Origin of the sequence: Pseudomonas quercus (genome assembly GCF_012033695.1) — a bacterium.
Lineage (GTDB): Bacteria > Pseudomonadota > Gammaproteobacteria > Pseudomonadales > Pseudomonadaceae > Aquipseudomonas > Aquipseudomonas quercus.
This window is the reverse complement of the sequence record NZ_JAAVJI010000021.1, coordinates 25,808-36,900: the sequence shown is the minus strand read 5'-3', so window position 1 is coordinate 36,900 and position 11,093 is coordinate 25,808. Positions and strand designations below refer to the sequence as shown.

The 11,093-nt window shown below is 55.8% G+C and carries 13 protein-coding genes and 1 pseudogene; 4 read left to right on the top strand and 10 right to left on the bottom strand.

All coding sequences use genetic code 11. The annotated features are described in order from the left end of the window. Positions 1 to 498, bottom strand: a pseudogene (locus HBH25_RS21980) (hypothetical protein); the annotation flags it as partial. A 615-nt stretch (positions 499 to 1,113) separates the two neighbouring features. Between HBH25_RS21980 and HBH25_RS21975 the strand changes: the two are divergent. Next, positions 1,114 to 1,440 (top strand): type II toxin-antitoxin system RelE/ParE family toxin, encoded by a 327-nt coding sequence (locus HBH25_RS21975; protein ID WP_178089101.1) that lies wholly within the window; start codon positions 1,114 to 1,116, stop codon positions 1,438 to 1,440. A gap of 132 nt (positions 1,441 to 1,572) precedes the next feature. After that, the gene (locus tag HBH25_RS21970) at positions 1,573 to 1,857 is read left to right on the top strand and encodes a helix-turn-helix domain-containing protein (protein WP_168086083.1); all 285 of its coding nucleotides are present in this window, start codon (positions 1,573 to 1,575) and stop codon (positions 1,855 to 1,857) included. A gap of 30 nt (positions 1,858 to 1,887) precedes the next feature. Here HBH25_RS21970 and HBH25_RS21965 read toward each other — a convergent pair whose 3' ends face one another. The 3 genes from HBH25_RS21965 to HBH25_RS23610 all read right to left on the bottom strand — a co-directional run bounded on the left by HBH25_RS21965 (position 1,888) and on the right by HBH25_RS23610 (position 5,120). Continuing rightward, on the bottom strand, positions 1,888 to 2,328 hold the full coding sequence (locus tag HBH25_RS21965; protein WP_168086082.1) for a GntR family transcriptional regulator: 441 nt from the start codon (positions 2,326 to 2,328) through the stop codon (positions 1,888 to 1,890). Between the two features lie 78 nt (positions 2,329 to 2,406). After that, entirely contained in the window at positions 2,407 to 3,684 is a 1,278-nt protein-coding gene (locus HBH25_RS23615) for an LPD7 domain-containing protein (protein ID WP_343041783.1), read from the bottom strand. Positions 3,685 to 4,697: 1,013 nt separating this feature from the next. Continuing rightward, positions 4,698 to 5,120, bottom strand: coding sequence for a hypothetical protein (locus HBH25_RS23610; protein WP_168086081.1), 423 nt, complete (start codon positions 5,118 to 5,120; stop codon positions 4,698 to 4,700). A gap of 172 nt (positions 5,121 to 5,292) precedes the next feature. Between HBH25_RS23610 and HBH25_RS21950 the strand changes: the two genes are divergently transcribed. Continuing rightward, complete coding sequence (locus tag HBH25_RS21950) at positions 5,293 to 5,616, top strand: hypothetical protein (RefSeq protein ID WP_168086046.1); 324 nt, start codon at positions 5,293 to 5,295, stop codon at positions 5,614 to 5,616. A gap of 490 nt (positions 5,617 to 6,106) precedes the next feature. Here the strand turns inward: HBH25_RS21950 and HBH25_RS21945 are convergent, their stop codons facing one another. Further along, entirely contained in the window at positions 6,107 to 6,457 is a 351-nt protein-coding gene (locus HBH25_RS21945; RefSeq protein WP_168086080.1) for a plasmid mobilization protein, read from the bottom strand. Positions 6,458 to 6,795: 338 nt separating this feature from the next. Here HBH25_RS21945 and HBH25_RS21940 point away from each other — a divergent pair, with 338 nt between their 5' ends. Next, the gene (locus HBH25_RS21940) at positions 6,796 to 7,203 is read left to right on the top strand and encodes a hypothetical protein (RefSeq protein WP_168086079.1); all 408 of its coding nucleotides are present in this window, start codon (positions 6,796 to 6,798) and stop codon (positions 7,201 to 7,203) included. A gap of 36 nt (positions 7,204 to 7,239) precedes the next feature. Here the strand turns inward: HBH25_RS21940 and HBH25_RS21935 are convergent, their stop codons facing one another. The 5 genes from HBH25_RS21935 to HBH25_RS21915 all read right to left on the bottom strand — a co-directional run bounded on the left by HBH25_RS21935 (position 7,240) and on the right by HBH25_RS21915 (position 11,083). Beyond that, positions 7,240 to 7,812: a hypothetical protein gene (locus HBH25_RS21935; RefSeq protein WP_168086078.1), complete on the bottom strand. Its 573-nt coding sequence runs from the start codon at positions 7,810 to 7,812 to the stop codon at positions 7,240 to 7,242. Then, positions 7,812 to 8,528, bottom strand: coding sequence for a StbB family protein (gene stbB, locus HBH25_RS21930; protein ID WP_168086077.1), 717 nt, complete (start codon positions 8,526 to 8,528; stop codon positions 7,812 to 7,814). Before stbB ends, HBH25_RS21935 begins: the two co-directional genes overlap by 1 nt. Before the next feature lie 351 nt (positions 8,529 to 8,879). Then, complete coding sequence (locus HBH25_RS21925; protein ID WP_168086076.1) at positions 8,880 to 9,533, bottom strand: type III effector HopAZ1; 654 nt, start codon at positions 9,531 to 9,533, stop codon at positions 8,880 to 8,882. A 167-nt stretch (positions 9,534 to 9,700) separates the two neighbouring features. Further along, on the bottom strand, positions 9,701 to 10,273 hold the full coding sequence (locus HBH25_RS21920; protein ID WP_343041782.1) for a single-stranded DNA-binding protein: 573 nt from the start codon (positions 10,271 to 10,273) through the stop codon (positions 9,701 to 9,703). Between the two features lie 45 nt (positions 10,274 to 10,318). Next, the gene (locus tag HBH25_RS21915) at positions 10,319 to 11,083 is read right to left on the bottom strand and encodes a hypothetical protein (RefSeq protein WP_168086074.1); all 765 of its coding nucleotides are present in this window, start codon (positions 11,081 to 11,083) and stop codon (positions 10,319 to 10,321) included. Positions 11,084 to 11,093 lie beyond the last annotated feature (10 nt).

Below are 11,093 nucleotides of genomic sequence, written 5' to 3'. Positions count from 1 at the left end.
GCGGGTACGCACCAGGTGCAAACCGTTGTCGTCCTTTTCGTCCAGGCGAATGCGCTCGACGCGGCGGTACACGTAACCTGCATCGTCCAGGGTCTTCAGCAAACGGCAGAGTGCCGGGGCTGAGATACCTGCATCCTCGGCAATGCCGCATTGCGTATTGAGGACGTAGCGGCCATTGGCGGGGTCGATGTAGCCCAGCACGCTGGTGGCCAGGTCCAGGCGCACCAGGAGCTGTTCGGCTACGCGCTCGATGGCCAGGAATTTCTCACGGCGGGTACGGCGGTCGCCGTGAACGCCATCCAGGCGGCGCAGGTAGCGACCACGGTAGGCGTCCATGTTGCTCAGGCGCTCATAGGCGCTACGGATCAGGGGGTTTTTAAGTTGCTGTTCGGAGAGGTGACGGGGGGTGTCACGGCGGGCAGGGAGTTGACGGGCCGATCTGCGCAAAGCGGAGTGGGGATCAGAGGGGGCGAGCTTGACGACCTTCAGGCGGCTCATGCTTCACCGCCTGCGGCACGGTGGCCACGTACTGGGGTGAATGCTGTCAGGTTCGAATGTTTCTTGTTGTACGGACTGTGGCCAGGGGATGGCACAGCCGCAGTGGAATTCTTTTCCATGGGTCCGCCGTTTAGCGGTGAGCCATTCTGGATCACTTTTTAGGGCTTGCACGAAGCCTAAGTGATGGCCATAATTGACTCACGTTATGTGTGCTGGACAGGTTCTCCGCCTACTAAAACGGCCTGTTCAGGATTTTCCAAAAAGCCCCGCCTGCAAGCGGGGCTTTTTGGTTTCTGCGATTCGGGAATCTACATCGTTTGCTTTCCTGCAAATAAAGCTGCGCCGGATAGTACCACGAGCGTTCCGCCTTTCGCTGTACAAATCCGCTGCTATCAACGATCTACATAAGCATCCTCGAAACAGCTTTGCTAGGGCCAGCGACCACACAAACGCTCAGTTGAATTTATATCGGTATCGATATAATATCGATGTTGCCTATCGCCGTAAACCCCGTGACCTCGCATCAAGGCTCATGGGTACATCAACACCTTAGTCCGACAGGAGCACCACCAATGAACGAGCCCCGGAAAAATTTGTTTATAAGGAATCCAGTCAATGCTGAACGATCAAAAACCAATCGAATGGTTGGGGACTAGTAAGGAAGACCTGCGAGAATTCCCCCCAGTCGCTAAGCAGCGTGCTGGGTACCAGCTGGAGCTGATCCAGGACGGGGAAGAACCTGCCGACTGGAAGCCAATGGAAAGCGTGGGACACGGTGTGCGGGAAATCCGCATCAAATGCAAAGACGGGGCTTTTCGCGTGTTCTATGTGGTGAGCCGACCAGAAGCGGTCTACGTCTTGCACGCATTTCGCAAGACCACTGAGAAGACGGAAAAGCGCGACATTGACCTGGCGAAGGCCCGGTACAGGTCGCTGGACTGATAGATCGCCCTACCCTTTGGCAGCAGGGAGGGCCTGACAACCCCTTGCCCTTATGGCTGGGGGTCAAGCGCTAGGCTCAGTCTGACTCTATGCCACCTTCTAGACGAACTGATGTAAACAGAGGAATTTGAAATGGCAAACGAACGCTCTACCTCCGTGTGGGATGCGTTGGTTGATTCGCCTGACGAGGCCGAGAATCTTCGGCTGCGCTCAAAGCTTATGCGCGTGCTGACCAAGACGGTTCGGTCTTGGAATCTCTCGCAGAAAGATGCGGCACGACAACTGCACGTGACCCAACCGCGCTTGAGTGAGTTGCTGAACGGAAAAATCGACAAGTTTTCCCTGGACGCCCTGGTAAATATGCTCGCCAGTGCAGATTTGGAAATCGATTTCACAGTGAAGAAAAAAGCGGCCTGATTAAGCGCCAAAAGCTAGCGGACCAGCGCCTTAGCTGGCCCGTGCCGTTTTGAGGTCATTCAGTGATGCCAAGCACTCCATGACCTGGTGACCAAACACTTGACGGGCTTGTTCGGTCTCACAGGCCGCGTACTGCTCTGTCACAGCCCGTAGCAGACCTGGCAAATCCTCTGGCCAGGTGGCCGCGCTGACATCCGTTACCACGTAGGCTTTGTGTTTATCGCCTTGGAGATAGCCCTGGGCTTCCAACGTCCTGAGCGCTTCACGCACAGGCATTCGGCTGACCCCAAAGGCATTGGCGATGGCCTGTTGGGTGAGGTTGTCACCCGGCTGCAGGATGCCCTCCACAATTGCCGTGCGCAGCTGCAGCGCAATAGCCTTGTGTTGGGGAGCGTCTTGGGTACTGATCTGTGTGGCCAGCTGGGCGAGCGTGTCTAATCGAACCTTGCGACCGTGGGGTTTGGCGTGCATGGAAAACTCCTAAAAGTGGTCTGTGTGTGCTGGAACAACGGTGGCCACCTCCCACCAGGAGGCGGCACGCTATCGCTGTCAGTCCATACCCATACCGGCTTCTTGCTCCGGCTCAGGCAGTTCAGGTGTACCAGCCGCCACGGCCAGGCCCTTGGGGGTTGTATCGGCCACGTCCCGCTCAGGGACAGGCGGTGACGCTGACCACTCACGGCGTTGGGTGGTCTTCTCCTTCACGCTGCCATCCTCCATGACCTCCTGTACCACGACCGGGCGTGTGCCATGGTCCTCCAGGCGCACCTGGTCACCTCGGGACAGGTCGGCATCCTGCATCGCGTCTTCAAGCCCGACTCCCCACACGGTACGGTCGCCGGTATCGGTCTTTACGGTGACGAAGTAGCTCATCTGCTTGTCGTCCTGGTGCTGATACGGCGCAGCGCCGTGGTCCACCAGTTCGCCCTCGATGACCCTGCCTGCAGCCTTCGGTGCCTCTGCTGCAGGCGCCGGTACAGCTGAATGCAGACGGGCCTCCACTTCGTTCACGATAGTCTCTGCCTGGCCCATCGCTTCATCCAGTGACTGGAGCGCTTCAGGCGAACCCTGGGCCTGCCGGTAGACCGATTCAACCGTTTCCTTGAACGCCTCACGGTAGTGATCGTGCTCCATGTAGGTAGTGAGCATGGCCACGGCTTCAGGGGTCTTGTCGCCTGTGGCAATCATCCACATGGCATGGTCTTCACCGCGTAGACCCATCACCGTGTCGGACGCTTTTACATCCGTCTCGGTCATGCCCATACGCTCGCGGTATTGCGCTTCACGTCTGACCAGCTCGCTAGCACTCTGCAGGTCGGGATCGGGGGTTGCCTTCGTGGGTGCCGGGGCTGACGTAGAAGGTGAAGGCTGCGTTTGCTGCTGAGCCTGGCCAGGTTTCTGAACATCCTGGGAGGGCGCCACACCGGGTTCGATGCTCTGCCCGTCCTTTTCGATCTCCAGCTCAGCACGGCGAGCAGCCAGCCCCTTGTTCATCGCAGGGTCTGTGAAATGGATATCCAGGCCGTTCTTGGCCACCGCATCGATCACCAGCTTTTTGAAGTCTTCGGTGCCGTTAATGGTCAGGGTGCTGCCAAACCGCTCCTTGGCCAGCTGCAGGGCCACGGCCACACCTGATTCGGTGATACCAGTACGGCGCATGGAAATAGACTTGCCTGTGTCCACAAACAAGGTCTTGTCGGTTTGCTTGTCCAGGTAATGCACGTTCTGGCTGAACTTGGCCTTGCGCGTGTACAGGTCCTTGGCGCTCAGGTCGCGTGCGCGCTCACTGGCCGCGTCCGGGTCTACCTGCTTGGCGAAGTTATCCATGACCCGCTTCACGCGATCACGCACGCCTTCAGGGCTTGGTCCCTTGGCCCCGCTGATGGTGTAGCCGGGGTCTTCCTTTTCGTCCTCGATTAGTTCGCGTATGGCTGCACTGCCCATTAGGTTTACCTCGATGTTGGGTTGGGGGGATTGAATCTGTTCACGCGCTCGCAACCGCTCGAAGGTCAACACGGAAATAAGCTGTGCCTTGTCCTGGCGAGTTAAGCGCTCATCGGAAAACACGGCGCGTCGGGTTGAATAGAACTGCTGGTCAACTCGCCGGAGCGCGTGACGGTGCGCGGGTAGAATCTGGTTCTGCTGCGCTTCGCGGGTGAAGTACGCGGCAACCGTTGAAGCTTGCCTGTTGGCAGCCAGCGCCTTGATCGGCGCACGCTTGAACACCAGGGGCTTTTCCACGGGTCGCTTGAGCGGGTCGAACAACATTCGGGCGCGCTGCTCGATGTCCTTGACGGTGGCCACCCGGTTGGGGTTTTTCGCGTAAGGCGGAACAACACCTGCAGCACGCCGAGTGCGGGGTTTACGCGGCTTACGAGCACCAGGTGATTGCCCAGCAGCTGGTGCAGCCTTCATTACCGGCAACCGCACCTGGTTATCGCTAGCCAACGATCCAAAGGGCGTTCGATGAAACACCAACTCCTTCGCAGCTGGACGCTTCAAGGGATCGAACAACGTCCGGGCGCGCTGCTCGATGTCCTTGACGGTGGCCACCCGGTTGGGGTTTTTCGCGTAAGGCGGGACAACACCTTCAGCACGCCGAGTGCGGGGTTTGCGTGGCTTACGAGCACCAGGTGATTGCCCGGCACCTGGTGCAGCTGGTGTCGCCTTCAATGCTGGCGACCGCACCTGGTTATCGCTGGCCAGCGACCCAAAGGGCGTTCGTTGAAACACCAGCTCCTTCGCAGCTGGTCGCTTCAAGGGATCGAACAGCATCCGGCCACGGGCCTCGATGTCCGCGATTGTGGCTACCCGGTGCGGGTTCTTGGCATAGGGCGGTACTACGCGTCCAGCTCGTTGTACTCGGGCGTTTCGGGGCTTTCGTGTACCTCCGGCGCCTCGGCGGGCTGCTGGGCCTCCAGACGTTGCCGTTCGCGTTGCTGTTTGAGGAACGGCGGCAGGTTCGCTTCCTCTTCCGCCTGGCTCAGCTGCGGTGGCGCGGCCTCCTCGTCCTCCTCCTCGTACAGGTGATCGCAATCCAGAATCTCCTCCTGGTTGCGACTGTCCCATGTGAACGTGTGCATCACTGGGCAATAGCACCGGACCGTCACGGCCTCCGGTCGATCCGGCTTGCCGGTGATCTGCCACATCGCTGAGGGACACGTCTTGCAGGCCATGGGAAGGTTGCGCAGGTCGTCTCCCCTCAGTTTCAGCAACACTTCGCTGGTGATCTCTCTGCCGTTGGCTGGGCTGTACGCTGTCATAAGGTTCTCCATAGGTTCGGTAGAATTTCTGCTCACGCTCAGCAAGTAATTGCTGTTTTTCCTCGGGGCTAGCAGCCACATAGCGCTGACGAAACGAGGGCGTGGCCTTTTCCACATACTTGATTTCTTTTGAGCGTTGCGGCCATTCCATGAGCCGCTGTGCAATAACCCCTTGATCCAGGGGCGGCTTTTTCAACTCGCGGTGAATAATGAAGTTGTCCTGAAAAATGGTTTCTTTCAGGTTCGTAAACTTCGCATCACCAGGCAGCTTGACTGCCAGGTATTCATTGTCCTTGCCCTGGTTACGAATGCGGGTTTCACCGTGGGTAGAAGCCAAGGCATAAAAGTCAGCACGGGTAGTCACATTCTGTTCAATAACCTGCTTGACCAGGGCCTGCTTGAACTCACGGTTCTTGCCGTAGAAATCATCGCCTTTGTACCTGGACAGTACGCTGGCCGCATCGCTGATATCTACACGGACACGCTCCCTGGGTGAAACCAGGCCGTACTTCTGATTAAGATACTCTTGAAAGGCTTCAAAGTGCTTTTTATGGTTCTTGTAAAAGCCTACCGGGTTCGCCTCATTCCCGCTAAGCAAATTAAGGCGGGGCACAATAACGTGTATATGAGGCTTGCGTTCAATGAGTTCGCCGGTTTTTTTATCATTGACCCACTTCATTTTGGGCAAGTGGGCTTCGGCGTAGAAGTTAAATTCCTCATCTTTGTAGGCATACATCAGGAATTGCTTAAATTCCTGAGTAACGTTTTGAAGCGTATCTTCAGGTATAATGTCTTCGTAGAAACTGATTGTGAAAGTTAGATAGCGGTCCTGGCCACGGTCGGGGATGCTTTCATAGATGGCGCGGGTCAGGTCCAGGTCACCTGCCAGGACCATACGGTGGTCCAACTCGTCGCGGGTGAATTCACGACCTGATTTGTTGCCTGTTTCAAGATATTCCTTCGCGCCAGTGTTGTAACCACTTGGCCTAATCAACATTGGATATACCTGTCAAAAAGCGAGACTCAATCGAGGCCAGCTTATTGAGCCATTTGAGATACACGGATTCGGAAAGCAGACCGCGCCGGTTGGCAGCATTAACGTTATGGGCCAGCTGGTTAATGTTGTTGCTGGCCTTGTTATAGAAGAACAGCAAACGCTGGTATTCCACTGGACGGGACTCCTTCACGTTGAACGTGACCTTGGAACTCAGGAAAACATCACGCAAAAACTCGGATGTCGTCATGCCTGTGGCTTTGAGCTTCTTGTCGATTTCAGCGAAATCTTCCTCTGTCACGCGCAGGGTCAGGACGCGGGTTTTCTTGGGTTGCTCAGCCATGGGGCCTCCGACAATGACGACTGTTTTTCTGACTGATGACGAACGACAAGCGAAGCGCTAGCGCTCTGCGGGGTTGCAAAGGGGTGTCCCCTTTGGCACGTCGATGTAGGAGGGGGCTTGCCCCCGTATACATCGGTAACGTGCCTGTTTGCCGCCCCTGAGAGTGGGGCTAGCTAGGGGGATCGCGGGGGTTTTGGCTTTTTACATCGTAAGCACATCTGAAAAGCTCCGAGATACCTCGGAAATGCCCGGCATTGCGTTTTTGTCCTTCGGTGATACGCTGATCTACATCGGTATTACATCACTTTTGCATCAAACCAACGTGCCAGAGGGGAATCATGGCTCAGGAAACACAGAATCGACGTGATGCCTTGGCCGAATTGGCTCGGGATGACAGCACCAGGTCACACACAGCACAGATACGTGAGCTGTACGACGTGATTGAACATGCGCTGAACTCAGGCGTTAGCAGAACCGCAATTCACCAAAAGCTGGTAGACACTGGCCTAGCGATCAGCCTCCGCCACTTCGACCAGGCGCTGTACAGAATTCGAAAGTCCAAGAAGCAAGCGGGAGAATCTAAAACCTCTCCACCTCAAAAGGCCCAAGTCATACCAACCAACAAACCGGCGTTGCTTAGTGGCGATGGGGCAAAACCTCAAGCAAATTTCAGACAAAGCCTTAAGCAGATAAGGGAAGAGGTGGAAAACACAGACTGGGCCAGTGTGATTAATGACAACAGCTGACCGACCCAGTCAGCTGCATGAACGACCACGCTACAGCTATCGGGCAAAACGCTTTTTCAGGTCAGGCGGCAATTTATCAATTACAGCCTGCTGGGCTTTGTACTCGTTGTAAAACCACTTGTTAGTTTCATTAACGTCCTGGGCTGTGATAGCGATCCAGCCCATGATGCACACAACGGCAATGGTTATCGCAACCAACCCGCCCAAGACAATGTAGTTGAAACGCGTGGCCTGGGTATCGCGAATATTGCCAGACAGGTTCGTTATGCGTTGCTCAAGGCTTTCGATTTTAGTGGCAGCCCTGTTCAAGGCTGGTTCAAATACGCGTTCCAGGCTCTGGTGAATGGCCGTAGACATTTCTATGCCTACATCCACGCCCGCTTTTGCAGCCGTGGCCTGGATTATTTCTTTGGTACTTTTTTGCAGCATCAAAGCAGTGTCTTCAGCGTCCTCTACTGCATCGGCAACAATATCCAGGGAATCGCGCATGGATAATTCAAGCGTTTTTGGAATGCTTTTGATGTCGTCATGCAAGCGGCCTACATCGCTTAAAAGCTCAATAATCAACGCATCGCGGGCATTTGATGGAATGACCTCATGTTCACTCATTACGCCACCTGCTGGTCAAAAAGCTCTACGAACACGTGGTCTAACTTGCGGTTAACGCCTTTGCACAAGAGTTTCAACCCGTACATATCTGACCAACGATTACGCTCCTTCACGCTGGCTTCTTTGTTTTTAAGAAGGGTTTTGTAATCGGTATCGTCGTCCATCAGGCTTTGCATGGACATCCGATTGATAGACAGGGCGTCAAACAACTCCGATTCGAACACCGCGCACTCTGGATTCAAAGTGAATGCACTGGCCTGCTGGTGGTAAGCGGAGATTATCGGAAACTCTGATTCAACCTCCTTTTTGACGCGATTGAACACCACGCGGATCTTCTCAGCAGGCACGCCCAAGGCAGCCAGGCTACCGATCATGCTGACCGTTTCTTTTTGCTCCTTGGTGCCCGAGGTCACCGGGACCACGTAGTAATCAACCTCCTCGTGCGCTTCTTCAAACTCCTCCAGGTTGGCCATGAAATCTTCAACGTTGGACGCTCCCACGTCGATGATGGCCTGGTCCTCAAGCATGAGCCGCTTGAACAGCTCGCGGAATTTGTTACCACGCAGTTTCTCCACGTCCAGGCCAAGGTTCTCAGCCGTTTCGTTGATCGACTCAATGGCATAGATCGGCGCACCGTCCATGCGTGGGGACAAGAGGTTGGCCGCGATGGTAGTCTTGCCAACGGTGCCGGTGTAATTGATAACGACGACTTTCATAGTGGGTAATCCTGATAATTGAAGGGTGATAGAGGTCGCGACGCCCAAAGGGCGCCGACTGAAAATGTGTGTGTCTGGAAGGGTTCAACACCAAGGGCGCTGCCCTTGTAATCCCGCAACGGCCGCGTTGACCTCGGGAGCGTGGGGTGGTGAAGCTACCCCACACACCCAAGGTGAGCCTTTTCTGGTCGGGGTAGCGTCAAGTGTGCGCTTCGCCCGTGCTTCCGTTCGCCGCGACGGTGAAGCGCGTCACGACGAGCCGTGAGCGCGGCACCTGACGTGCTTAATGGCGTGAGAGACTTTGCCCAACACCCATAGGAATATGGCCACCGCTTGAACCTGCTGTGATACCTATTTCCATCGAGCCAGGAAAATGGATCTGTCTTTTTCGTGGGGCGAGCGATGTATCAATTTAGGAATGTTGTCTTCGCTGATGCCCCTACCAGCAAAGAAGTAGAAACGGTCCTGCTTGGCTTCTTTTGTCCGTTGCTCAATGGCCGAAGCATCCAACGGAACCATTTTTCCGTAGGTCCCTGTCCCAAAAAGGCCTTCTGAGTCCCCGTGCTTTACGAATTCCGTGCCACGACCCTCCACCGTCGCTATGCAAATAACCTTCTTGGGTTCCTTGTCCCGATGCCATTGATCAGCCCCCTGATTTTTAGCACGTCGCAGCTGAAACTCTTGAGGCGTCAGCTCCTTTTCTGTCCCCGTAAGGGCGGCAGCGATGTTCTTTGCCACTTCCGTGGTTGACTTCTCATAATCAGTTGACTTCAGATCAACGATTTTTCCTACAGCGTGTTCTTGCCATGCCCGATTAGTGAGACTGCTCTGCTCACGAAGATAGCTTTTCGTGGTTTCTGAGATGGGAACAGTAAAGTAGCCCTTTTCCTTAAGCTTGGCGGTCTTTTCCTGAATTTTATCCTGGTCCAATTTCAACTCGTCAAAAGGCTGCGGCTGGGGGTAGTAAGCCGATGCGCCAGGCCCTCCACGGATTCCATAAGTCATAAGTGCTACCTCTCAGTGAATAGTGTTTTGAACCACAGAGCCGCTTTATGCATTTGAGTTGGCACCAACTGCCACTCTCTGAAGGCCCCGACGTCTGTGGCACCAGGCAAAAAGATGGTTCCACTCATAAGCCGGGTCGGTTCTTTCTTAGGCCGGCTTTCTGCGCGTCAAATCAACATCCAGTTGAACCGGTAGGGGTCCATGAACGGGATATCATCGTCAAACGCACCAGGCTCCAACGCTGGCTCTGGTGCAGGCGTTTGCTGTTTGCTCGATGTACGTGAGCGCTTAGGGGCGGCGAGCTTCTCAGCGGCTTGCTGAGCCTGCTGGGCGTGCGCCTGGGGGGCTTGGTGGTTTTCCTGCCGACCACTGGAGTGGTCATGCTGATCGCCTTGTGGTCGGCCTCCCAGCAGCTGCAGGGTGCCTTGCATGTCCACAATGATTTCCGTGGTGTAACGCTTGATGCCGTCCTTCTCCCATTCACGGGTTTGCAGCTTGCCTTCGATGTACACCTGGGCGCCTTTGCGCAGGTAGTTGCCCGCGATTTCGGCCACCTTGCCAAACAGTGAGACGCGGTGCCATTCGGTGCGCTCGACCTTCTGCCCACTCTGCTTGTCGGTCCACTGTTCGCTGGTGGCCAGGCTCAGGTTGGTGACGGCGTTGCCATTGGGCAGGTAACGCACGTCTGGATCTTGCCCGCAGGTGCCTACCAGAATCACTTTATTGATGCCACGCATGATGCGCTCCTTCCATAAGGGTATGAGGGGTGTTGCGCGCTGCAGGGCTTACCAGAAGGCCTCCATGGCCACGCGCTCAAAGTCCATCAGCTGTTCTTCGTGTTCCTGGTGAAAGCGCTCGTAGCGCTCCAGGTGCTTTTCGCAAAACTGCTCCAACTTGTCAGGCGTGAGGCGGGGCGAGTAGATCAGTGCAGGTTCTTCATCGTTGTCCACGAACTGCTGTGTGCCATCGGGAAACGTCAGACGACCCACACCGCCCAGCAATATCTCAACCGCTGTGGTGTTAGGGGCCGTCTCACTGGCATCGGGGTCAAAATAAATGGGGGTTTCCAGAAGCTCGCGGCCTTTAGCAGTGGGATGCTTGGGACGGGGCGAGGCCAGCACGGTGTGACCATCCGCGTGCAGCTCGAAGTCCGCAAAGCAGGTGTCGCAATCGACTGGGCGCCAGTCCTGGTCCCACTCCCTAACGTTTACGATATCCACACTCATGTGGAGTTGGCAGTTAGGGCACTGCGCATCCATTTTTTCACCAGGAGGCCACGGGGCGGCTCGTTCAGTGAAGGTTTGTGCCAACCATTGTGCGTCTGCGGTCTGGACGGTGACGCTGGACTTGCTGTTCATCAACGCCTTGATGATCTTGTTCACCCAGTCGGGGTGTTTGGCCATCTGTGCGTGCGCGGTAGCCAGCGCCTTGCGGCCCGCTGCCACGGTTTCTGTGTCGTTGCCTGGGAACGTGGCGGTTGCCGCTGCTGCCTGGGCCTGAAGCCCTTCCAGGGCCGCGTAAGCCCCATTGGGTAGTCGTTCGTGTGACATTGCTAAGCCT